This window comes from Nocardia pseudovaccinii NBRC 100343 (assembly GCF_001613225.1).
GTDB lineage: Bacteria > Actinomycetota > Actinomycetes > Mycobacteriales > Mycobacteriaceae > Nocardia > Nocardia pseudovaccinii.
Genome location: NZ_BDBY01000274.1, coordinates 1 through 22,349, shown reverse-complemented (window position 1 = coordinate 22,349; position 22,349 = coordinate 1). Strand labels below are relative to the sequence as shown.

20 protein-coding genes and 2 pseudogenes are annotated in these 22,349 nt (G+C 66.7%); 2 read left to right on the top strand and 20 right to left on the bottom strand.

The annotated features are described in order from the left end of the window. Positions 1-166 precede the first annotated feature (166 nt). The 8 genes from dprA to NP3_RS33765 all read right to left on the bottom strand — a co-directional run bounded on the left by dprA (position 167) and on the right by NP3_RS33765 (position 7,348). Positions 167-1,285, bottom strand: coding sequence for a DNA-processing protein DprA (dprA, locus tag NP3_RS33800; RefSeq protein ID WP_063045809.1), 1,119 nt, complete (start codon positions 1,283-1,285; stop codon positions 167-169). Positions 1,286-2,151: 866 nt separating this feature from the next. Further along, on the bottom strand, positions 2,152-3,660 hold the full coding sequence (locus tag NP3_RS33795; RefSeq protein WP_063045805.1) for a YifB family Mg chelatase-like AAA ATPase: 1,509 nt from the start codon (positions 3,658-3,660) through the stop codon (positions 2,152-2,154). Further along, positions 3,660-4,016 (bottom strand): YraN family protein, encoded by a 357-nt coding sequence (locus NP3_RS33790; RefSeq protein WP_063045808.1) that lies wholly within the window; start codon positions 4,014-4,016, stop codon positions 3,660-3,662. Before NP3_RS33790 ends, NP3_RS33795 begins: the two co-directional genes overlap by 1 nt. Before the next feature lie 152 nt (positions 4,017-4,168). Then, a complete protein-coding gene (locus tag NP3_RS33785) occupies positions 4,169-4,474 on the bottom strand; it encodes a DUF2469 domain-containing protein (RefSeq protein ID WP_011210678.1) in 306 nt (101 codons plus the stop codon). 46 nt (positions 4,475-4,520) lie between these two features. Then, positions 4,521-5,327, bottom strand: coding sequence for a ribonuclease HII (locus NP3_RS33780; protein WP_084509375.1), 807 nt, complete (start codon positions 5,325-5,327; stop codon positions 4,521-4,523). A gap of 25 nt (positions 5,328-5,352) precedes the next feature. Then, on the bottom strand, positions 5,353-6,096 hold the full coding sequence (gene lepB, locus NP3_RS33775; protein WP_063045803.1) for a signal peptidase I: 744 nt from the start codon (positions 6,094-6,096) through the stop codon (positions 5,353-5,355). Positions 6,097-6,203: 107 nt separating this feature from the next. Continuing rightward, complete coding sequence (gene rplS / locus NP3_RS33770; protein ID WP_011210681.1) at positions 6,204-6,545, bottom strand: 50S ribosomal protein L19; 342 nt, start codon at positions 6,543-6,545, stop codon at positions 6,204-6,206. Between the two features lie 425 nt (positions 6,546-6,970). Next, positions 6,971-7,348 (bottom strand): DoxX family protein, encoded by a 378-nt coding sequence (locus NP3_RS33765; protein WP_063045802.1) that lies wholly within the window; start codon positions 7,346-7,348, stop codon positions 6,971-6,973. Positions 7,349-7,443: 95 nt separating this feature from the next. Here NP3_RS33765 and NP3_RS47210 point away from each other — a divergent pair. Further along, positions 7,444-8,124 (top strand): annotated as a pseudogene (locus tag NP3_RS47210) (sigma-70 family RNA polymerase sigma factor); the annotation flags it as partial. On the opposite strand, the gene NP3_RS50000 reads toward NP3_RS47210, so the two are convergent. The 4 genes from NP3_RS50000 to NP3_RS33740 all read right to left on the bottom strand — a co-directional run bounded on the left by NP3_RS50000 (position 8,108) and on the right by NP3_RS33740 (position 15,071). Next, a complete protein-coding gene (locus NP3_RS50000; protein ID WP_063045807.1) occupies positions 8,108-8,977 on the bottom strand; it encodes a hypothetical protein in 870 nt (289 codons plus the stop codon). The pseudogene NP3_RS47210 and the gene NP3_RS50000 sit on opposite strands and share 17 nt — an antisense overlap. A 30-nt stretch (positions 8,978-9,007) precedes the next feature. Continuing rightward, positions 9,008-11,470, bottom strand: coding sequence for a Tex family protein (locus tag NP3_RS33750; protein ID WP_245721222.1), 2,463 nt, complete (start codon positions 11,468-11,470; stop codon positions 9,008-9,010). Positions 11,471-11,655: 185 nt separating this feature from the next. Further along, the gene (locus tag NP3_RS33745) at positions 11,656-13,290 is read right to left on the bottom strand and encodes an AMP-binding protein (protein ID WP_063045800.1); all 1,635 of its coding nucleotides are present in this window, start codon (positions 13,288-13,290) and stop codon (positions 11,656-11,658) included. Then, a complete protein-coding gene (locus tag NP3_RS33740) occupies positions 13,290-15,071 on the bottom strand; it encodes an AMP-binding protein (protein WP_063045799.1) in 1,782 nt (593 codons plus the stop codon). The genes NP3_RS33745 and NP3_RS33740 overlap by 1 nt, the downstream gene beginning before the upstream one ends. Before the next feature lie 95 nt (positions 15,072-15,166). Between NP3_RS33740 and NP3_RS33735 the strand changes: the two genes are divergently transcribed. Further along, positions 15,167-16,021, top strand: coding sequence for a helix-turn-helix transcriptional regulator (locus NP3_RS33735; protein ID WP_063045798.1), 855 nt, complete (start codon positions 15,167-15,169; stop codon positions 16,019-16,021). Between the two features lie 435 nt (positions 16,022-16,456). Here the strand turns inward: NP3_RS33735 and trmD are convergent, their stop codons facing one another. From trmD to NP3_RS33695, 8 genes and pseudogenes are all read right to left on the bottom strand, one after another. After that, the gene (gene trmD, locus NP3_RS33730; RefSeq protein WP_063045797.1) at positions 16,457-17,137 is read right to left on the bottom strand and encodes a tRNA (guanosine(37)-N1)-methyltransferase TrmD; all 681 of its coding nucleotides are present in this window, start codon (positions 17,135-17,137) and stop codon (positions 16,457-16,459) included. Positions 17,138-17,172: 35 nt separating this feature from the next. Continuing rightward, positions 17,173-17,697 carry a ribosome maturation factor RimM gene (rimM, locus tag NP3_RS33725; RefSeq protein ID WP_063045796.1) on the bottom strand — a complete coding sequence of 175 codons (525 nt, stop codon included), beginning with the start codon at positions 17,695-17,697 and terminating at the stop codon, positions 17,173-17,175. Further along, positions 17,697-17,939 (bottom strand): RNA-binding protein, encoded by a 243-nt coding sequence (locus tag NP3_RS33720; RefSeq protein WP_040693288.1) that lies wholly within the window; start codon positions 17,937-17,939, stop codon positions 17,697-17,699. Before NP3_RS33720 ends, rimM begins: the two co-directional genes overlap by 1 nt. Positions 17,940-18,187: 248 nt before the next feature. Further along, the gene (gene rpsP / locus NP3_RS33715) at positions 18,188-18,613 is read right to left on the bottom strand and encodes a 30S ribosomal protein S16 (RefSeq protein ID WP_063045795.1); all 426 of its coding nucleotides are present in this window, start codon (positions 18,611-18,613) and stop codon (positions 18,188-18,190) included. Positions 18,614-18,810: 197 nt separating this feature from the next. Then, positions 18,811-19,104, bottom strand: a complete 294-nt coding sequence (locus tag NP3_RS33710; protein WP_063045794.1) for a Uma2 family endonuclease — start codon at positions 19,102-19,104, stop codon at positions 18,811-18,813. 21 nt (positions 19,105-19,125) lie between these two features. Beyond that, positions 19,126-20,109 carry an LLM class F420-dependent oxidoreductase gene (locus NP3_RS33705; RefSeq protein ID WP_063045793.1) on the bottom strand — a complete coding sequence of 328 codons (984 nt, stop codon included), beginning with the start codon at positions 20,107-20,109 and terminating at the stop codon, positions 19,126-19,128. A gap of 113 nt (positions 20,110-20,222) precedes the next feature. Then, positions 20,223-21,317: a metal-dependent hydrolase family protein gene (locus NP3_RS33700; protein WP_063045792.1), complete on the bottom strand. Its 1,095-nt coding sequence runs from the start codon at positions 21,315-21,317 to the stop codon at positions 20,223-20,225. Positions 21,318-21,470: 153 nt separating this feature from the next. Next, positions 21,471-22,349 (bottom strand): annotated as a pseudogene (locus tag NP3_RS33695) (signal recognition particle protein); the annotation flags it as partial.

The following is a 22,349-nucleotide window of genomic DNA, read 5'->3' as shown; positions in this document are numbered from 1 at the left end:
ACCACCCCCAGCACGCAAGCACTCACCACCCCCAGCACGCAAGCACTCACCACCCCCAGCACATAAGCCCAGTGCGTAAGCGCTCACTACCCCGGTACGTAAGCACTCACCAGCCGCGGTACATAAGCCCGGTACATAAGCGCTCACCGGCTCAGTGCGTGAGCGCTCATCGGCTCGGAGGGTTTGCGGTTCGGTGCCAGCCGTTTTCGTCCGTGCCTACTAGGCCTGCGAGTTCGAGGGCGGGGAGGATCGCGCGGACGGTCGGCAGGTCCAGGCCGACGGTTTCGGCGATGGCGCGGGGTTGGCGGGAGCCGATTTCGGGGAGGGCGGCGTAGACCGATGCTTCGTTGCCTTGTAGTCGGTCGCCGGGGTCGAACGGCTGGGTGGTCGGTAGCGAAAGGCGTAGTGGGCCTGCTTCATCGATGACCTCATCGGCGCGGGTGACCAGGAGGGCCTCGCCTTCGCGGATCATACGGTGGCAGCCAGCCGATGAGGCGGCGGTGACCGGGCCGGGGATGGCGAGGGCCGGGCGGCCGAGGCGGCGGGCCCATTTCACGGTATTCCGGGCGCCGCTGCGTAGTCCGGCCTCTACGACGAGGGTGCCGTCCGCCAGCGCGGCGATCACACGATTACGGGCCAGGAATTGGTTCTTGTGCGCAACCGTGCCGGGCGGGTATTCGCTGATCACCAAACCCGTTTCGGCGATCTCGGCCAAGAGTCGTTCGTGCTGGGCCGGATAGGCGCGATCGACGCCGCAAGCAAGAACGGCGATCGTCGGAGCACCGACGGCGAGGGCGGCGCGATGCGCCATACCGTCGATACCGAAGGCGGCTCCGGAGACGATTGTCCAGCCCTGAGCGGCCAGATCACCAACGATCTCGCCGGTGACATGCTCTCCGTATCCGCTGCTGCAACGCGAACCGACCACCGCGATCGCCCGCTCGCTCGACTCCAACAGCGACCGCGGCCCACGTACCCACAACGCCAATGGCACCGCCCCGTCACGATCGCGTCCGGGCTCGAGCTGCCGAAGCCCGAGCATCCGCCAGGCCGGCCACTCCGGATCGTCCGGGGTCACCAACCGCCCACCCAGCCGTTCCATCACCTCGAGATCCCTTGCCGCACTATCGATCTCCCGCCGCCGAGCGGTCGGCCCGAGCAACGACTCCGGCAGCTCACACTCCCGTACCGCCCGCGCCGCCTCCACCACGCCCACCGATTCGATCAACGACGACAACGCCGCACACGGCCCCTGCACAACCCGTGACAAATACGCCCAAGCCAACCGCCGCTCATCAGCGTCCCCGCCAGAAACCGCCGACTCGGAACACCCCGAATCCCAACCATCCAGATCCACAACCCCATGCCCCGAACCACGCGCGCCGCCTGCCCCGGCATACCTCGCCGCATCCATCTTCCTGACTACCAATGCGACCGGATACGTATCGCTTCCCGCCGCCGCACCCGCGGCTCCCATTGCCGCAGCACCACTCGCCGACTCAGCGGATCCACCACCTGCCGCCAGTTCTGCACAACCCGGCGTCGCTTCGGAATCCTCTGTCGCACAAGGGTTGTCCCCCATCAAAGGTACTGTTGCACGACGGCCGCCACAGGCTGCCGGAGCTTGGCAATCCGAGACTGTGTTCACCGACACGCCCGCACTCCCGACAGCAGCAGATCCGCCGCCAGCCACGGCCTCTGCACGTCCTGCGACATCAACGGCTCGCGCCGCGTAAGACCCGGTGCCCACCGAGGTGCCGGTGGCACCGACTACAGGACTGCCGCCACATACCGTCAGTGGTTCGCAATCCGAGGCACACGAGATCGTGCCCGTCGACTTGCCTGCACGCCCGACAGAGGCAGAACCACCACCCACCGATTCCACCGCCCTCCTATTGACGATGGCAGAGACCTCGCCCGTCGACGCGGCCGCACGCGAATCGGCAGCAAAGCCATTGCCCGTCAACGCGCCCGGACATCCAACGCCAGCAGGGCAACTTTCTTCTGTCGCCGCGAGATCCGGCGCGGTCGCTCCGACATGCGCCATCACAGTGAGCTCGCAGGCGTTCGCATCGCCACCCACCTCTGGTGCAGCGGACCTCGTTCCAGAAATCTCACCGCTGATCGAGCCTTTGTCTCCCGTTGCCGCACTCAATGTGAGCCCCGTTGACGGAAGTTCAAGGCGGCCAGTACATCTTGGGCGGTGGGTTGCTCGGCGTTGCGGAGGTCGCTGATGGTCCAGGCGACGCGGAGGGCGCGGTCGGCGCCGCGGGCGGACAGGCGGCCCAGGCGGAGGGCGGCTTCGATGGGGGCGGTTGCCTCGTGGGGGAGTCGGAAGCGTTGGCGCAGGATGTGGCCGGGGACTTCGGCGTTGGTTGCCCAGCCGTAGTCCTGCCAACGCTGTATTGCGGCTTGCCTTGCGGTCGCGACTCGACGGCGCACGACCTCGCTGCTCTCGGCGTCCTCGACGGCGAACGATGCGCCGGCGTGGCCGTGCATCTGGACCCAGATGTCTATGCGATCCATCAACGGTCCGGACAGCTTGCCCAGGTATCGGCGACGCGCGAGCGGGGCACAGATGCAGTCGACATCGCGGGCTGGGGCACAGGGACAGGGGTTCGCGGCTAGAACCAATTGGAAACGGGCCGGGTAGCGAGCCACGCCATCGCGGCGGGCGATGCGAACTTCGCCCTCTTCCAAGGGGGTTCGCATCGCTTCCAGGACCTTGGTTCCTATCTCCGCACATTCGTCGAGAAACAAGACCCCGCGATGGGCACGGCTGACGGCGCCCGGGCGTGCGGTACCCGATCCCCCGCCGACCATGGCGCTGGCTGAGGTCGAGCGATGCGGAGCGACGAAAGGCGGCATCGTGATCAAGGGGTGGTCATCGGAGAGTGCGCCCGCGACGGAATGGATGGCCGTCACCTCGAGTGCCTCGGATTCGGTGAGCGGCGGCAGCAGACCCGGAAGACGTTGCGCCAGCATAGTTTTACCGATTCCGGGCGGCCCGGTGAGCAGCAGGTGGTGTCCGCCTGCCGCGGCCACCTCCAATGCCCACCGGGCCTCCTCCTGACCGACCACCTCGCTCAGATCGCCACCGCAGCGCACGGTGTCGGGCAGCATGCCATCGGGCTCGACCAGACCGCCTTCACCACGGAGCCAAGCGACGACAGTACGCAGGGTCGTGGCCCCGAAAACCTCGATGCCGTCCACCAGCCCGGCTTCGGCCAGTGCGGATTCCGGCACGATCACCCGCATCCAGCCCGCATTGCGTGCCGCGAGCACAGCGGGCAGGATGCCGCGCACCCGGCGGACCCGCCCGTCCAGCGCCAATTCCCCGAGCAATACAGTCTTTCCGAGCCGATCGGAGGGGATCACGCCCGCCGCGTCGAGCACCGCGATCGCGAGGGCAAGGTCGTAGACACTGCCGATTTTGGGCAGCGTCGCCGGGGACAGTGCCAGGATCACGCGACCGTCGGGCCACTTCTCCCCGATATTCGCCACCGCGGAACGGACCCGGTCGCGGGATTCCTGCAGCGCGGTATCGGGCAACCCGACCAGATGCACCGACGGCAGCCCCTGCCCGATATCCGCCTCGATTTCGACCAGCTGGCCGTCCACCCCGCTCACCGCGACCGAATACGCCACCCCCAGCGCCATCAGAACACCGCTTTCAGGTGATCGATGACCGGTCGGTGGCCGCGGTGCAGCAGCACCGAAATGACATCGAAGCGGACATCGCGCCAGGGGCCGTCCTGTTCGGCCAGCCACACCAGCGCCAACCGCCTGATCCGCTGCTGCTTATCGAAGGTGACCGCCTCGGCGGGCATGCCGAATTTGGTTCCGGTTCGCGTTTTGACCTCGACGAACGCGGTAACGCGGCCGTCCCGGGCGATCAGATCCAGTTCGCCGTACTTGCACCGCCAATTCCTGCTGATGATCTCCATCCCGGCGGCCTGCAGGAATCGGGCCGCCAGTTCTTCTCCTTGTGCGCCGAGCGCCTGGTTGTCTGCCACCAGCTCAGCGTGCTCGGACCACACCCACGCCCGATGACACCGACCTGCGCAAACAGAAAACCTGTGGATACCCGCTCAGCTGTGGACAACCCGGGCATCCGACCCCCGTACTCCGCGTGGTTGTCGGTGCCCGATGCTATGGGCCACCAGCGCTACTCGGGTAACCGCAGATCCGGCTTCTCCAGCTCCTCGATATTCACGTCCTTGAACGTGATCACCCGAACATGCTTAACGAAGCGCGCGGGTCGGTACATATCCCACACCCACGCATCGCTCATCCGCACCTCGAAGTACACCTCGCCGTCAGCGTTCTGCGGCCGCAATTCGACGGAGTTGGCCAGATAGAAGCGGCGCTCGGTCTCCACCACGTACGAGAACTGACCGACGATGTCCTTGTACTCCCGGTATAGCGAGAGCTCCATCTCGGTTTCGTATTTCTCCAGGTCCTCGGCACTCATCGGGTGGGACGTCCTCCTTCTCGCCGCACTGCGTCTGCTGTAATCATCATCGCGCATGCGCCGCGGCGGTAGCCACTCGGCTATCCGGTTCGACGCCCTCCAGCAAAACCTCGTCGGCCAGTTCCGCCTCGGCGTACTCCGCCGCGGCTACCGGCCGCAACCCCGCTGCCGAGCGCACATTGCGCCAGGATCGGCGGTGCTCACTGCTCGGTCCGAGCCGTTCCAGCGCGGCCGTGTGTTCGGGCGTGTTGTAGCCCTTGTGCGCGGCGAATCCGTAGCCGGGGAACCGCTCGTCCAGCTCGACCATCATCCGATCCCTGGTCACCTTGGCCAGGATGCTCGCGGCGGCGATGCAGGCCGCGGCCGCGTCACCGCCGATGACGGGCAGCGACGGCACCGGAATCCCAGGCACCCGGAATCCGTCGGTCAGCACATACCCCGGTGTCTGTCCGAGTCCGGCGACCGCGCGGCGCATGCCCTCGATATTGGCAACGTGGATGCCGATCGAGTCGATCTCCCAGGCCGGAATGACGACCACCTTCCAGGCCAGCGCCAACCGGGTGATGATCGGGTACAGCTCCTCGCGCACGGGTTCGGTGAGCTTCTTGGAATCGTCGAGTCCGGCCAGCCTGTCGTAGGCCTTGGGCGCGAGCAGGCAGGCGGCAACTACCAGGGGCCCCGCGCACGGTCCGCGCCCGGCCTCGTCGACCCCGGCGACCGGGCCGAGGCCGCTGCGGATCAGCGCCGCCTCCAGCGTGCGCAACCCACCGGCTCGACGCATGACGACACGCGGCGGCCACCCATTGCCCGGAGTCGCGCCATTAGCCCTAACCACTCGACCCTGCCCCACCATCCAATTATCCTGCGGCCCGCAACGATCAGTTCGTCTGGGGATCCTGTGCTTTCACCGGACCGATCCGGCTGGGCGGCCAGATCTTGAAGACCGTCTTGCCGCGCACATTGTCGATCGGGACGGTGCCCTGCAGGTTATCGCTGACGTGGGCGCGTGAGTCGGCGGACTGGTTGCGGTTGTCGCCCATCACCCACAGGTTGCCCTCGGGCACCTTGACCGGGCCGAATACCCGGCCCGCCGGGTAGGTCGCATTCTGCTGACCCGGGTACCACGGGTAGTCGTTCAGGACGTACGGCTCGTCCAACGGCTTGCCGTCCACCAGGACCCGCCCCTGCGCGTCACAGCACTGCACGGTCTGGCCGCCGACGGCGATCACCCGCTTCACCAGGTCGTTCTCATCCGGTGGCACGAGCCCGAAGAAGGAGAAGAAGTTCTGCACGCCGCGCACGGCGACATTGCTGGACCGGATCGACTGGTAGCGGGTATTCCAGGACGACGGGCCGACGAACACCACGACGTCACCGGGCTGCGGCTCGCTCCAGTAGTAGCTCGGCTTCTCCACGTAGATGCGGTCGCCGATGAGCAGCGTGTCTTCCATCGACTGGGACGGAATGACGTACGGCCGCCCGACAAAACTGACCATGAGTGCCGCGATGACCGCGGCGATGACAATGAGAACCGGCAGTTCCTGCCAGAAGGGGCGCTGCTTGCGCTTCGAGCGCCGTGAGCGGCGGCTCTTGCCCTCGTCGTCCGAATCGGACACCGTCATCGACCCACTTTCGTCTGCCACGCCGAACAGATTAGCCCGGCACCAAGACTGACGTCCGGTGCCGGGCTAGCTGAGGAACATTCGTGCCGAGCCGTGCCGCTACTTGCTCAGCGCTTTTCCTTGATCTTGGCGGCCTTGCCGCGCAGATCGCGCAGGTAGTACAGCTTGGCACGGCGGACGTCACCGCGGGTCACGACATCGATGTGGTCGATGTTCGGGCTGTGCACCGGGAAGGTGCGCTCCACGCCGACACCGAACGACACCTTGCGGACGGTGAAGGTCTCGCGGATGCCACCGCCCTGACGCCGGATCACGACGCCCTTGAAGACCTGGATGCGCTCCTTCGAGCCTTCGATGACCTTCACGTGCACGTTGAGCGTGTCGCCCGGACGGAAGTCGGGGACGTCGCTGCGCAGCGACTTTTCGTCGACGAAGTCAAGGGTGTTCATTTCATCCTTCTGATGTTTGCGCGAGCAGAGGACCCTGGCGGCACTCGCGTGCTCGACCGGTTCATGCTCCGAATAAGGGGTGCTCCGTGGGCCGAATGCACCCAGGGCAACCTGTGCATTGTGCCAGATCGGCGGGTCGCGGGAAAAATCGGGCCCGGCTCACCGGGTGGCCGCGCGGTGTACGGCGGCCGCGAGACAGTCCCGCCAGCTGCCATCCCCGAACCCGAAAGCCGCGCGCGCCGACGAGTGTAGCCATAGGCCAGCCCACTCCGCGGATCCGCGAAGCCATCGCTGCCCACAGCGCCGGTGTGCCCGAAGCCGTTCGCGCTCGAGAATGGGTAGTACTGCCCCTTGGCCTCGAAGCCGCGCGCACAGGGCGCGCGGTCACCGCGCACGAGATCCGGATCGGTGCGATTCCGCTCCCGTCAGACCGCGAGTGGCCTGGTCGGGCGCAACGCCCACGACGCGAGGGTGAGCCCGGCGAAACCCAGTGGTCCGAGCCAGGCCTTCGGCTTGTCGCCGACGGCGATATGGGAGGCGGCCGCGCCGCCGTAGACGAAGGTCAGGCCCGCGTACGCCCACTCCTCGGCACGCGGGAAGCCCGGCGTCACGATCGCGGCGACCGCGGCAGCCTTGGCGACGCCCATGATGGTGGCGAAGTACATCGGGTATTCGAGTCGTTGGAAAACCTCGCGTACGTAGGAGATTCGCGCGAGATCCCAGTAGGACCCGACGGCTGTTTCGGTCAGCAGGATTCCGGTGGCGCCGAGGTAGGCCAGGCGGGCGGTCTTTCGTAGGTTCATATCTGTGTGACGGATGGCGACCCGACAAGGTAACGGCTTGTCACACCCACGGCCTCGGCGCCGTCATCTCTTCGAGCAACCTCGAGGAGATCCCTGTGGGCGAAAACGATTCTTTGGCAGACCGATTCGTGGCGCACCGGGCGCGCTTGGTCACCGTGGCCTATCGCATGCTCGGTTCGCTGAGCGAGGCCGATGATGCGGTACAGGATGCCTGGTTACGGCTTTCCCGGGTCGACACCGCCGAAATCGACAACCTCGGCGGTTGGCTGACCACGACCGTGGGGCGGGTCTGCCTGGATATGTTGCGGTCGCGCAAGTCCCGCCGGGAGGAGGCCTATCTGCCCGACCCGATCGTCCTCGCCGATGCCGGAACGCAGCCGGAACAGCAAGCGGTACTTGCGGATTCGGTCGGTCTGGCGCTGCTGGTCGTGCTGGACTCGCTGAATCCCGCGGAGCGCGTGACCTTCGTGCTGCACGATATGTTCGCGGTGCCGTTCGACCAGATCGGACCGATCATCGGCAGATCCGCGGCCGCGGCGAAGATGATGGCCAGCCGCGCCCGCCGCCGGGTCCAGGGTCGAGCGCCGCGACCCGACCGGGATCTACCGCGTCAACGTCGCGTCGTCGAAGCCTTCCTCGCGGCCGCCCGCGACGGTGAATTCGACGCACTGCTGGCCATTCTCGACCCCGACGTGTTGTTGCGCGCCGATGCCGGAGCCCGGTTCCCCGGCGGCATGCGCGTACTGCGCGGCGCCGCGATCAATCGCGAAGGGAGTGGTCGGATACTGAGGGCAGGTGCCAATGGGTGGGGGCGGGGGGTGCGGGAACGACGGTGCGGGCCAATTCGGCCTCCGCGGCCTCGCGGACGTGGACGACGTCGGGTTTTCCGGCGACCAGGTCTTGTACGAAGATCTTGGCGCGGATCACCGGGCGTCGGTAGCGACGTTCACGGACTATCGCCCGATACATGAGTCGTCGCTTGCCCGGGTAGCGCCAGCGAGCCCATGGTGCGCCCGGTCGGCTCAGCCGGAATGCGCCGACCACGAGCAGGGGCAGGAAGAACATGCCGAACAGGCCGGTCCAGATTTTGCCCTTGGCGATGACGACTGCCGCCAGGCCCAGATTCACCACGGCGAAACAGACGATGAAGATGCGGACTTCGGTGCTGGGGTCGCGGCGGAAGTCGTTGATGTCCAATAACCACAGCGGGTGAACTCCGAGCAGCAGCAGTCCGGTCACCGCGAGCGCGACGAAGACCGCATCGACCGAGGTGCGGCCCTGTTCCTCCCAGTACACGTCGCGGAGGTAGAAGATCAGCGCGAATTCGTCGAGGGTCAGGGCCGCGCCGACACCGAAGGCGGCGGCGAGCAGGCTCGCGGTGAGTGTGGTGGCGCTCTGGTACATGGTGACCATCCCGATGCCGGACAGCAGCACCAGGATGACCCCGAACACCATGTGGTGGATGTGCACACCGCCGGAGCGCACATTGCCCGGCCACCAGCGGACCTGCTTGCGGATCAACCGGACGCTGAGCCGGATCAGCAGGAAGCCGACGATGAACCCGAGGAGGAAGCACAGCAGCGGAAGGCGGCCGTGCCCGATCACATCGTCTTCGAGCCACCGTCGCATGGCCGTCTGCAAACCTCCGCCCGTATCGCCCTACTGCCCGAACCCGGCCCGCCGCAGCGCATCCGCCATCGAACCGCTCGGTGCGGGCGCGTTGCGCCGCTGGTTGCCCTGGTTGCGGCCCTGATTCTGCTGTCGACCCTGGCCCTGCTGCTTACCCTGTCCATTCTGCCGCTGGCCGCCGCGATCCTGCCCGCCGCGACCGCCTTGGCCACGGCCGCGACCGCCGTCGCCCTTGGTCGCCGTACCCGGCTCGTCGTCCAGCCGCAGCGACAGCCCGATGCGCTGGCGTGCGACATCGACCTCGAGCACTTTCACCTTGACGACATCGCCGGACTTCACGACCTCGCGCGGATCCTTGACGAAGTTGTGCGACATGGCCGAGACGTGCACGAGTCCGTCCTGGTGCACACCGATATCGACGAATGCGCCGAATGCGGCCACATTGGTGACCACACCCTCGAGCACCATGCCCGGCTGCAGATCCGCGACCTTCTCCACGCCCGCCGCGAATTCGGCGGTCTTGAATTCCGGACGCGGGTCACGACCCGGCTTCTCGAGTTCGGAGATGATGTCGGTGACGGTGGGGATACCGAACTTCTCATCGGTGAACTCGGCGGGCCGCAGCGAACGCAACGCCGTGGTGTTGCCGATCAGTTCCGCCATGCCGCGTCCGGTCGATTCCAGGATGCGCCGCACTACCGGGTAGGCCTCGGGGTGCACGGCTGAGGTGTCGAGCGGATCGTCGCCGCCGCGGATGCGCAGGAAGCCCGCGCACTGTTCGAAGGCCTTGGGACCCAGGCGCGGCACGTCGAGCAGCGCGGTGCGGCTGCGGAACGGGCCGTGCTGATCACGGTGCGCCACAATGCTTTCGGCGATCGAATTGGCAATACCGGACACCCGCGACAGCAGCGGCACCGACGCGGTATTCACATCGACACCTACCGCGTTCACCGCATCCTCGACCACCGCGCCAAGCGAGCGCGCCAGCAGGGTTTCGGAGACATCGTGCTGGTACTGACCGACGCCGATGGACTTCGGGTCGATCTTCACCAGCTCGGCCAGCGGGTCCTGCAAACGACGGGCGATGGATACCGCACCGCGCAGCGAGACGTCCATATCCGGTAGTTCCTGCGAGGCGTAGGCCGATGCGGAGTACACCGACGCGCCCGCCTCGGAGACCACGATCTTGGTCGGCTTGTTCTCCGGAATCCGCGAAATCAGCTCGGCGGCAAGGGCATCGGTCTCGCGCGAGGCGGTGCCGTTGCCGATGGCGATGAGCTCGACGCCGAACCGGGCGACCAGCGCGCCGAGTACGGCCAGGGACTTCTCGGTCTGGCCCTGCGGCTTGTGCGGGTAGATGACCTCGGTCGCGACGGCCTTGCCGGTGGCGTCGACGACGGCGACCTTCACACCGGTGCGGTAGCCCGGATCCAGGCCCATGGTGGTGCGGGTACCCGCGGGCGCGGCCAGCAGCAGATCGCGCAGATTCGCGGCGAAGATGTCGACGGCGTCCTTCTCGGCCGCCTGACGCAGACGCATGCGGGTGTCGATACCAAGACTCACTTGCAGTTTCGTGCGCCACGCCCAGCGCACGGTATCCAGCAGCCAGGTGTCGGCCGCCCGGCCACGGTCGGCGATATCGAACTTCACCGCGATGCGGCCCTCGTAGACCGACCGCTCGCCCGGCTCCCCGAGAGCGGAGCCTGCGGAGCGACCAGACGAACCAGTCTCGGTGTCGGGTTCGAGCTGCAGCTGCAGGATCTCTTCCTTCTCACCGCGCAGCAACGCGAGGATCCGGTGCGAAGGCAGCTTGCCGAAAGGCTCGCTGAATTCGAAGTAGTCGGCGAACTTCGCGCCCGCCTCCTCCTTGCCCGGCCGCACGCTCGAGCTGACCTGGCCGCGGTTCCACATCAGCTCACGCAGCTCGCCGACCAGGTCGGCGTCCTCCGCGAAACGCTCGACCAGGATGGCGCGGGCGCCGTCGAGCTGTTCGGCGGTGTACTGCGCGGGATCGGTGGTCGGATCGCCGATCAGCGCATCGGCGACGGGCTCGTGACCGGCCTCGCGGGCGATCTGCGCCTTGGTGCGCCGCTTCGGCTTGTACGGCAGGTAGATGTCCTCGAGGCGGGCCTTGGTCTCGGCCGTCATCAGCTGCCCGAGCAGCGCGTCGTCGAGTTTGCCCTGGCCCTTGATGGATTCGATGATCGCGCCGCGGCGCTCGTCGAGTTCGCGCAGGTAGGTCAGGCGCTCGTCGAGCTGGCGGAGCTGGGCGTCGTCGAGGCCACCGGTGACCTCTTTTCGGTACCGCGCGATGAAGGGCACCGTCGAACCCGCATCCAGCAGCTCGACGGCGGCCCGGACCTGGGTCTCGCGCACGCCGAGCTCATCGGCGATGCGCCGGCCCACGCTGGCCAGAGCTGTGGTCGCGGCCGGTGCGGCGGCGGTCGTGTCGGTGTTCGTCGCTGAACTGGCGATCTCGGGCGCTGTCGTCACGCCCGAGACACTACCGTTGTCACCTGACAAACGGCCCACGCCCAGGTAAACCCGCATGCTTGGACCCGAATCGTACGGTGGCTTTCGCGCCTCCCCGGGCCTTTTGCCGGTCGTGAGGTGCTCGAAGACTTCCGTCGCGGACCGACGGTCGATCTGCTGGGCGAGTTACCCATGTGGTCACGAAATCAGTCGTCGCGGTTCGAAGGTGCGAGCAGTTCCACAGCCAGCTCACGCATTTCAGCCTTGCGTATTTTCCCCGTGACCGTCATCGGGAACTCCTCGACGATGTGCACGTAGCGCGGGATCTTGAAATGCGCGAGCTTGCCGGTGCAGAAGGCGCGGATCGCGTCGGCGTCCAATGGTGTTGTGCCGTCCTTCATTCGGATCCAGGCCATCAGTTCCTCGCCGTATTTCGGGTCGGGGACGCCGATCACCTGGGCATCGAGAATGTCCGGGTGGGTGTAGAGGAATTCCTCGATCTCGCGCGGGTAGATGTTCTCGCCGCCGCGGATCACCATGTCCTTGATCCGGCCGGTGATCGCGAGATACCCGTCGTCGTCCATGACGCCGATATCGCCGGTGTGCATCCAGCGGGCGGCATCGATGGCCTCGGCGGTCTTCTCCGGTTCGGACCAGTAGCCGAGCATGACCGAGTAGCCCCGGGTGCACAGCTCGCCGGGTTCGCCGCGCGGCACGGTCAAACCTGTTGCGGGGTCGATGATTTTGACCTCCAGGTGTGGGCCGACCCGGCCGACGGTCGCGGTGCGGCGGTCGATGCCGTCGTCGCGACGGGTCTGAGTCGATACCGGGGAGGTTTCGGTCATGCCGTAGCAGATGCACACCTCGCTCATGCCCATGCGATCGATTACCCGCTTCATCACCTCGACCGGGCAGGGTGATCCGGCCATGATGCCGGTGCGCAGGCTGGACAGGTCGACGTCTTTGCCCGAATCCAGTTGCGCGAGTATCGCGATGAACATCGTCGGCACGCCATAGAGCGAGGTGCACCGCTGCGCGGCGACCGCATCCAGGGTTGCGATCGGATCGAACGCGGGCCCGGGAATCACCACGGCCGCACCGTGACTGGTGCTTGCCAGGTTGCCCATGACCATACCGAAGCAGTGGTAGAAGGGCACCGGCACGCAGATCCGGTCATGTTCGGTATAGCTGCAGAGTTCGCCGACGAAGTAGCCGTTGTTGAGGATGTTGTGATGGCTCAACGTCGCCCCCTTGGGAAAACCCGTTGTGCCGGAGGTGTACTGGATATTGATCGGGTCGTCCATGGACAACGTCGCGGCGATCTTCGCGAGTCGTTCGGCGTCGATATCGGACTGCGCCACCGCATCCCATTCGGGAGTTCCGAGTACCAGCACTTGTTCCAGGCCAGGATAATTCGGCCGGACCTGCTCGATCATGGCGACATAGCTCGAGGTCTTGAATTCCGGCGCGGCGATCAGCATGCGCACACCGGCTTGGCGCAGCACATATTCCAGTTCGCTGGTGCGGTAGGCCGGATTGATATTGACCAGGATCGCACCGAGTTTCGCGGTCGCGTACTGGGTGAGGAACCATTCCGCGCAGTTCGGGGCCCAGATGCCGACCCGGTCGCCCTTGGCGATACCGCGTTCGGCCAATCCGGTGGCCAGGGCGTCGATCGCGGCCGCGAGTTCGCGATAGGTCCAGCGGCGACCGGATGGACAGTCCACCAGGGCTTCTCGGTCCGCATAGGCGGCGGCCATGCGGTCGAAGTCATCGCCGATGGTGTCGCCGAGCAGCGGGGTTTCCGCAGTGCCGGATGTGTAACTCGCCAGTGCGGACATCACCGAACCCCCTGCTGTCGCAGGATGAACCGCTGTACCTTGCCGCTGGGCGTCTTGGGCAGGGCGTCCACGAAATGCACCTTGCGTGGATACGCGTGCGCGGCGAACTTGCGTTTCACCAAGGTCTGCAATTCCGCCTCGAGTTCGGCATTCCCTTCGAAATCGTTGCGCAGCACCACGAATGCCTCGAGCACCTCACCGCGCAATTCGTCGGGCATGCCGACCACCGCGGCCTCGACCACCCGCTCATCCAGCACCAGCACGCTCTCGACCTCGAACGGGCCGATGCGATAACCGGCCATGATGATCACATCGTCGTCGCGGGCCGAGAAATGGAAGAAACCGTCCGCATCCTGGGATCCGGCATCCCCGGTCAAATACCAGCGGCCGTCGGCGGTGTAGCGCTGCGCGGTGCGTTCCGGGGCGTCCAGGTAACCGAGGAACCACAGCAGCGGACTGCGTCGGGCATCGATGGCGACTCGGCCCAGTTCGCCGACCGGCGCTTCGACGTCGGCGTCGTCTGCGAGCACCGCGCAATACCAACCCGGCATCGTCCGGCCCATCGAGCCCGCGGGTGCGTCCACCCGGAGCGCGTCGTGCCAGGAGTTGCAGATGAGCATGCCGTGCTCGGTCTGCCCGTAGTGGTCGCGCACCGCGACGCCGAGTGTCTCGACCGACCAGGTCACCACATCCGGAGTCAGCGGTTCGCCTGCGGACGACGCGCGCCGCAACCGGAGATCCGTTGGGGCAGCGGCACTATCGGCACGCAACGCGCGGTATACCGTCGGCGCGGCGGTGAAGTTGGTTACCCCGAAGCGGTCGAGCACCTGCCAGGTCAGCGGCGCGGAGAAGGCGGCATGCAGCAGCAGGCTGCGGATGCCGGAGGCCAGCGGGCTCAGAATCGCCCAGTACAGTCCGTACGCCCAACCCGGATCCGCCGCATTCCAGTAGACGTCGTCCGCACGCACGTCCAGCGAAAACTCTTGGTACGCATGGAATGCCGCGAGTGCCCGCACCGGAATCGGCACGCCCTTCGGAGTGCCTGTCGTGCCGCTGGTGAACAGCTGCACCAGCAGCCCATCCCAACCGACCGGCACAGCGGCCGCGCGCGGGTCGCTGGCGGAGTACGCGGCGAGCAGATCCGCGAACCGCAGCGGCGCCTCAGCCGCGGGGTCCGCGACCGTCGGATCCTGTGCCCCGATCGACCCAGCGATTGTCGGATTGTCCGCCCCCAGCCGGTCGGCGGGGTCATGCACGCGTTCAGCGGCAGCATCGCCACCGCCCTGCGCGGCCGCGTGACTGTCAGCGACAGCCCGGCCATTCCCGGCAATGATGACGCGCCAGGGCGGATCGGCCGGTATGTCGTCGCCCGGCACCAACTTTGTCGCCTGATCCGCGTCGGCGATGACGATCGTCGTGCCGCTCGCCTCGAGCCGGAAGGCGATGGCGGGTGGGGCGAAAGCGGTGAAGAGCGGGACGTGGACCGCGCCGCGCCGCCAGATGCCCAGCAGCGCGACCACCAGGTCTTCGGATTTCGACATCAGAGTGGCGACGCGGTCGCCGGGTTCGACGCCGAGGTCGGCGAGGGCGACGGCGAAGCGCTGGGAGCGCTCGCTCAGCTCGCCGTAGGTGAGGTCGGTCGAGGTCAGGTCGGGATCGACGATGGTGAACGCGATGTGGTCGGCAGGGTGCCGGTCGCACAGCAGATCTGCCGCGCTGACGTCGGGTCCGTCGTAGGTCTCCAGTAGCTCGCGCACGCGCGCGTTCAGGTCCGCGGTCATCTCGCCTCTCCTCATCGGTGATCCAGGCCACCTCGTCTCCAATAGGATGTGGGTCACATCACGTTCGGCACTACCCCCGAAAAGGGGTGAGTCTTTTGACCCACACCACCGCGCTGCTGCGGCCGCGCGACGGCGATGCGCTGCGCGCCGAGATCCGCTGGGTGGCGACCAAGGCGGGCGTGCCGGTGGTTTTCGGCGGCGAGGTGCACGATGATGCGCTGCTGCTCACCGAATTCGTCGGCACCGTCACCAATGGCCTGCGCGGACTGACCGTGCTGCGCACCTCCGGGCTGGGCGGCCGGGTGATGGATATGCGCAGGCCCGCCTCGGTCGCCGACTACCGCAATGCCTCCGAGATCACCCACCACTACGACGGTCCGGTCTCCGGCGAACGCATCCGCTCGGTGCTCGCGGTGCCCGTGGTGGTCGACGATCGCTCCCGCGCGGTGCTCTACGCCGCCAACCGCGGCGGCATACCCCTCGGCGACCGCACCGCCGATCTGGTCGTCGCGGCCGCCCGACGCCTGGCCACCGAAATCACCATCCGCGACGAGGTGGACCGCCGCCTGCGGCTGCTGGAAATGACGACTCCCGCGCCCGAGACCGCACCCGCCGTCGCCGAGGAACTCCGCGAGATCAATGCCGAACTCCGCGGCGCGGCGCGCTCGGCCGAGGACGAACGCCTACGCGAACGCCTGCACTCGGTGTGTGAACGCCTCACCCGAGTCCTGGTCGGCGACCCGCCCGCGGATGCCCCGCGCCTGTCCCGACGGGAACTCGACGTACTGTCCCAGATCGCGCTCGGCTGCACCAACCACGAAGCTGCCCAACGCCTTTCGCTCGGACCGGAAACGGTCAAGAGCTATCTGCGCAACGCGATGACCAAACTCGACGCGCACTCGCGCCACGAGGCCGTCGTCACCGCCCGACGCCTCGGCCTGTTGCCCTGACCAACGAACTCCCGCGCTCGCATTCGCACGCCACGCACAGAATCTCGGACGATCCGATGCACGGCGTGCGAACACGATGACCGGACCTCGTCAGCGGCCGCCGGTGCAGACGCCTTCGGGGGTGTACTGGCAAGGGCGCTCGTTCCGGCCTTTGTATTGCCCATGGTTACTGCTGCGGCCGCGCTGACCTGCGCTGTTGCGGCTACGGCCAGCATCGGGCTCATGGGTGTCCCGATCAGCGGCGACTCTGACTTCGACCAGTTCAGGGGCGGCTAGGTCCGATAAGACGATCATCGCGCCACCGATCAGAGTCGAGACCACCGCCCGACGCACTGTCCCGAAGCGAGCCACCGTCACCATAGCCACCTACCGTTCACCGTTGATTAACGTGCCGTTAATCAACGATACATTCGATTGGGCGTCGAGTCTGTAGTTTCAATCGTCGAGCAGATCCGGGCGCCGTTCGCGGGTGCGGGCAACGGACTGTTCGCGTCGCCACGCGGCGACCTTGGCGTGATCACCGGACAGCAGAATCGGCGGCACTTCGAGGCCGCGCCAGGAGACGGGGCGCGTGTAGCTCGGCCCCTCGAGCAGTCCGTCGGAGAACGAATCCTCTTGGTGGGACTGCTGATTGCCGAGAACGCCGGGGAGTAGGCGGACCACGGCCTCGGCCATCACGAGGACTGCGGCTTCGCCACCGATCAGAACGTAGTCGCCGATGCTGACCTCTTCGACACGAACCCGGCGGGCGGCATCGTCGAAGACGCGTTGATCGATGCCTTCGTAACGGCCGCAAGCGAATACGAGGTGCTTCTCGCTCGCCCAGCGTTGCGCGGTGGCTTGAGTGAAGGGCACTCCGGCGGGGGTCGGCACCACGAGCAGGGCGTCGTCGGGGCATACCTCGTCGAGGGCCGCACCCCAGACGGTCGGCTTCATGACCATGCCCGGCCCACCGCCGTAGGGCGAATCGTCGACGGACTTGTGCACGTCGTGCGTCCAGCGACGCAGATCGTGCACGTCGAGGGAGATCAGGCCCTTGTCGATGGCCTTGCCCAGCAACGCCGTTCGCAGCGGCTCCAGATACTCCGGAAAAATCGTGACGACATCGAGTTTCATGTAGTCCCTTAAGTTTCCGGTGGATCGGCGACCCGCTACTCCGGATCGAGCAGACCCTCGGGCGGATCGATGACGACCAGTTGATCGGCCAGCGACACCGTCGGCACGATCGCGGTGACGAACGGGATCAGGATCTCCCTGCCGTCGTCGGCGGCGCGCACCGAAAGCAGTTCTCCCGCAGCCGAATGCAGCACCTCGGTGACCTTGCCGACAACAGTGCCATCGGTGAGTTGGACAGTCAGTCCCTCCAACTCGTGGTCGTAGAACTCGTCCGGATCCTCCGACGGCGGCAGCTCGGCACTGTCCACGATGAACAGCGTGCCGCGCAGCGCATCGGCGGCGGTGCGGTCGGAGATCCCGACGAGTTGCACGAGAAGCCGACCCGAATGCTCTCGGGCCGACTCCACGGTGAATTCACGAACTTCTTCGGATCGCGCCGCCCGCCCGCGCAGTCGCACACCCGGTGCGAAACGCGCGTCGGGATCATCGGTGCGTACCTCGACGACCAGCTCGCCACGCACACCGTGCGATTTGGCGACCCGGCCTACGACGAGTTCCATCAAGCGTCGGTATCGACCACGTCGACCCGGATGCCCCGGCCGCCGATCCCGGCGACGAGGGTGCGCAGCGCGGTCGCGGTACGACCGCCGCGACCGATCACCTTGCCCAGGTCATCGGGGTTGACGTGCACCTCGACGGTGCGTCCGCGGCGGCCGGTGATCAGCTCGACCCGGACGTCATCCGGATTCGCGACAATGCCGCGAACCAGGTGCTCGACGGCATCGGCGACGACGGCGCTCATGACTGCGCCTCGCTAGCGCTCGGCTCCGCCATGAGCGCCGTGGGCGCTGTGCCTATGGCTCGCTCGCTGCGCTCGCTCATGACTCCACCTCGCTGGCGCTCGGCTCCGCCATGACCGAGCGATGCTCGGCTGTGCCCACGGTTCGCTCGCTGCGCTCGCTCATGACTCCACCTCGCTGGCGCTCGGCTCCGCCATGACCGAGCGATGCTCGGCTGTGCCCACGGTTCGCTCGCTGCGCTCGCTCACGGTTACTCGGCAGCCTCGGTCTCGGCGGCCTCGTCCTTCTTGGCGGCCTTCTTCTTGGGGGTGACGGCCTCGGCGACCGGCTCGTTGTCGGCGGCGGCCAGCGCGGCGTTGAACAGGTCCAGCTTGGACGGCTTCGCGGGCTTGACCTTCAAGGTGCCCTCGGCGCCCGGCAGGCCCTTGAACTTCTGCCAGTCGCCGGTGATCTCCAGCAGGCGCTGCACGGCCTCGGTCGGCTGCGCGCCGACACCCAGCCAGTACTGCACCCGCTCGGAGTTGATCTCGATCAGCGAGGGCTCTTCCTTCGGGTGGTACTTGCCGACGTTCTCGATGGCGCGGCCGTCACGACGGGTGCGGGCGTCCGCGATGACCACGCGGTACTGCGGGTTGCGGATCTTGCCGAGACGGGTGAGCTTGATGCGAACAGCCATGTGCTGATCTGCCTTTCAGTGGTTGGTCACGGCGCAATTCAGCGACCCGCACGGTCTGCGAGCCCGGTTTTGCGCTTGGAGTGTGTGACCGCCGCGCGGTACGTAACCGGAGACGGGCTGACACTTGTCCAGGAAGGACGGTGGTCCATTCTGCCAGACCGGTCCCCCGCTCCTGAAATCGCGGTGTCAGCAGCGCCTCAGCGCAGATCCGCCGTGTTGACCGAGATCGGAACAGGTCCCGGGGCCACAACCGCCTCGCCCGCCGCTACGTATACCTCCTGACGGTATCCACTCTCACCGAGCCGATAGCCCCGGAAACGTGCTGGCTCGTCGTCGGGCAACTCCACGACCCACAGGTACGGGACACGCGCGGCCGCGTATCCGGCGATCTTTGTGTCGCGCTCCTCGCGGTTATTGCCCGGAGACCACACCTCGACGGCGAGCACGAGGTCCTCGGGCGCGAAGCTGGCGCCGACTGCTCGGCCGACCAATGGGCGCTCAGGGCAACCGGCTCAGCGGACCAGCGGGGCGAGGGTGCGCCCGGCAAGATCCACGGCGCCCGGTTCGTGGCCGTTCGTCACCATGTTGACGATGAGACCCTGCACACCCTGGTCGAGCACCCTGGTCTGCAGTTGCTCGGCGACTTCGGCTGGGCTGCCGACGAATTGGCGGTCGGCGATGGTTTGCTTGCGCTCGTCCTCCGAGATGGTGGACAGGTCGACGCCGATACCGCGCAGAAGATCGTGCTGTTGTTTGCGCGCGCGGTCGCCGTCTTCATCGATCATCAGGAAACAGAGGTAGCTCACCTCCAAAGTCTCCGGGTCGCGGTCGATTTCGGCACAGCGCTGGTGCAGTGCCTCGATCTTGCGGGGCAGTTCGGAGGCGTTGCAGATGATGTTGATGTGGTCGGCGAAGCGGGCGGCCAGCGCGAAGGTCTTCTTCTCCCCGCCGCCACCGAGCAGAATGGGCAGGTCATTGCGCAGTCGCGGCTCGTTCATGGCGTTGTCGGTGTGGTACCACTTGCCTTCGAAGGTGGAGTGTTCACCGCGCAGCATCGGGGTGATGATCCGCAGCGCCTCGTCGAGCCGCTGGAATCGTTCGGTGAAGGTGCCGAATTCGAAGCCGTAGGACTGGTGCTCGAGCTCGAACCAGCCCGCCCCGATGCCGAGTACCGCCCGTCCGCCGCTCACCAGATCCATGGTGGTGACGGTCTTGGCGAGCAGGGCGGGATTGCGGTAGGTGTTGCCGGTTACCAACGCCGACAACTGAATTCGTTCGGTGGACGCGGCGATTCCGGACAGTGCGGTGTAGGCCTCGAGCATCGGCTCACTCGGCTCACCGAGACCGGGCAGCTGGTAGAAGTGATCCATCACGAAGACCGTGTCGAAACCGGCGGCTTCGGCCTCCCTGGCCTGCGCGACCACGGTCGGAAAGAGTTCGCTGACGGGCTGGCCATAACTGAAGTTGGGCATCTGATAACCGAGGCGAATGGTCATAACCCGACCCTACGCGCGCCGCACCCCCGCCTTCCCGATCTTGGCCGCATCAGCCCGCTGACCTGGGAGTCTGTCGCACACCGACTGACGGCCCAGCGCAAGCGACGGCCCGGTCAGCGGTGGCCGGTGACCGGATTGTGGGTTTTGACGAGGCGGCCACGCAGGACGACGTACTGAGGCTCGGTGAGCGCAGCCGGGTTGATGCGCGGATCTTCCTGGTAGACAACGAAATCCGCTGGCGCACCGGGCTCGATGCCCGGACGGCCGAGCCAGGTGCGGGCGTTCCAGGAGGCAGCGCCGAGTGCGTCGTGGTTCGACAATCCCGCCCCGGACAGGGCGGCGATTTCGTCGGCAATGCGGCCGTGACGGATGGAGCCACCCGCATCGGTGCCCGCGAAAATCGGAACGCCCGCATCGTGCGCATTGCCGACGGTGCGCCGGACGCGCGCGTGCAGATCGCGCATATGTGCGGCGTAGATGGGGAATTTGCCCGCGCTGTCGGCGATTTCGGGGAAGGTGTCGATATTGATCAGCGTCGGGACCAGCGCGGTGCCGTGTTCGACCATCAACTCGATGGTGTCGTCGGTGAGGCCGGTGCCGTGTTCGAGGCAGTCGATGCCCGCGTTGATCAGGCCGGGCAGGGCGTCCTCGCCGAAGACGTGTGCCGTCACCCGCGCGCCGTTGGCGTGCGCGGCGTCGATCGCCTCCTTCAGGATCGTGTCACTCCACAGCGGCCGCAGATCGCCCGCCGACCGGTCGATCCAGTCGCCGACGATCTTCACCCAGCCGTCGCCGAACCGGGCCTGTTCGGCGACGATCTCCGGCAGATCGCGCTCGTCGTCGAGTTCGATGCCGAGTTCCCGGATATACCGTCGCGGTCGGGCGATATGGCGGCCCGCGCGAATGATCCGCGGTAGTTCCTCGTGCTGATCGATGAAGTGCGTATCGATCGGTGACCCCGCGTCGCGCAGCAGCAGCGCACCCGCGTCCCGCTCGGTCTCGGCCTGGGCGATCGCGCCCTCGCGATCCTCGTGGCCCCCGCCGTACCGGATGCCGACGTGACAGTGCGCATCGACGAGTCCGGGCACGATCCACCCTGTGCCGCACAGAGTTTCGGCCCCCGCGACGGGCTCGAACGACACCAGCCCATCCCGCACCCACAGGTCACGCACCTCGTCATCAGGGAGAACCACACCCCGCAGATGCACACCAACCTCCTCGACCGTCGTCGGCACCCAACCTACTGCCTACCCCTTTCCCGCCCGCACGTGGCAGCAGCTCCCAGCCGACGTATCGTCAGCCGAGCATGGCGGCCTGGCCGTTACCTTGCGCCGCAACGGCGTTGCGGAAGGCGGAGCCGCCTACTTCTTGGGGAAGTTCAGCTTCGACAAGTCGAAACCTTCGAGCCCAGGCGGCAGTTGGTCCAGCCCGGCGGGCATTCCGGACAGATCCGGCATCCCTGCGGGCATACCGGGCATACCGGGGAACCCACCGCGCACCTTCGGCGGCGTCGGCCCACGGCCACCCTTCTTACCCTTCTTGCCCTTCTTCGCGTTGGCCCGTCGCGAGCCGGGCAGCCCCATTTGGCGGCCCATCATGGCCATCATCTTCTTGGCCTCGAAGAAGCGGTCGACGAGTTGGTTGACCTCGGAGACCTGCACGCCGGAACCATTGGCGATGCGCAGGCGGCGAGATGCGTTGATGATCTTCGGGTTCGCGCGTTCGGCCGGGGTCATGCCGCGGATGATCGCCTGCACGCGGTCGAGCTGCTTATCGTCGACCTGGGCGAGCACATCCTTCATCTGGCCCGCACCGGGCAGCATGCCGAGCAGATTGCCGATGGGGCCCATCTTGCGGATCGCGAGCATCTGATCGAGGAAGTCCTCGAGCGTCATCTCGCCGCTGCCGATCTTGCGGGCGGCTTCCTCGGCCTGCTGCTGGTCGTAGACCTGTTCGGCCTGCTCGATCAGGCTCAGCACGTCACCCATGCCGAGGATGCGCGAGGCCATCCGGTCCGGGTGGAAGACGTCGAAGTCCTCGAGCTTCTCACCGGTGGAGGCGAACATGATCGGCGCACCGGTCACATTGCGGACCGACAGCGCGGCGCCGCCACGGGCGTCACCGTCGAGTTTGGTGAGTACGACACCGGTGAAGCCGACGCCGTCGCGGAATGACTCCGCGGTATTGACGGCGTCCTGACCGATCATCGCGTCGAGTACGAACAGCGTCTCGTCCGGCTT

What these genes read in the sequence shown, in the direction of transcription:
- NP3_RS33795 (WP_063045805.1), bottom strand. Translation starts at nt 3,660, where the DNA reads ATGGCGCTGGGGGTGGCGTATTCGGTCGCGGTGAGCGGGGTGGACGGC.
- NP3_RS33785 (WP_011210678.1), bottom strand. Translation starts at nt 4,474, where the DNA reads ATGAGTGCCGAGGACCTGGAGAAATACGAAACCGAGATGGAGCTCTCG.
- NP3_RS33780 (WP_084509375.1), bottom strand. Translation starts at nt 5,327, where the DNA reads ATGGTGGGGCAGGGTCGAGTGGTTAGGGCTAATGGCGCGACTCCGGGC.
- lepB (WP_063045803.1), bottom strand. Translation starts at nt 6,096, where the DNA reads ATGACGGTGTCCGATTCGGACGACGAGGGCAAGAGCCGCCGCTCACGG.
- rplS (WP_011210681.1), bottom strand. Translation starts at nt 6,545, where the DNA reads ATGAACACCCTTGACTTCGTCGACGAAAAGTCGCTGCGCAGCGACGTC.
- NP3_RS33765 (WP_063045802.1), bottom strand. Translation starts at nt 7,348, where the DNA reads ATGAACCTACGAAAGACCGCCCGCCTGGCCTACCTCGGCGCCACCGGA.
- NP3_RS50000 (WP_063045807.1), bottom strand. Translation starts at nt 8,977, where the DNA reads ATGCGACGGTGGCTCGAAGACGATGTGATCGGGCACGGCCGCCTTCCG.
- NP3_RS33745 (WP_063045800.1), bottom strand. Translation starts at nt 13,290, where the DNA reads ATGTCCGCACTGGCGAGTTACACATCCGGCACTGCGGAAACCCCGCTG.
- NP3_RS33740 (WP_063045799.1), bottom strand. Translation starts at nt 15,071, where the DNA reads ATGACCGCGGACCTGAACGCGCGCGTGCGCGAGCTACTGGAGACCTAC.
- trmD (WP_063045797.1), bottom strand. Translation starts at nt 17,137, where the DNA reads ATGAAACTCGATGTCGTCACGATTTTTCCGGAGTATCTGGAGCCGCTG.
- rimM (WP_063045796.1), bottom strand. Translation starts at nt 17,697, where the DNA reads ATGGAACTCGTCGTAGGCCGGGTCGCCAAATCGCACGGTGTGCGTGGC.
- NP3_RS33720 (WP_040693288.1), bottom strand. Translation starts at nt 17,939, where the DNA reads ATGAGCGCCGTCGTCGCCGATGCCGTCGAGCACCTGGTTCGCGGCATT.
- rpsP (WP_063045795.1), bottom strand. Translation starts at nt 18,613, where the DNA reads ATGGCTGTTCGCATCAAGCTCACCCGTCTCGGCAAGATCCGCAACCCG.
- NP3_RS33705 (WP_063045793.1), bottom strand. Translation starts at nt 20,109, where the DNA reads ATGACCATTCGCCTCGGTTATCAGATGCCCAACTTCAGTTATGGCCAG.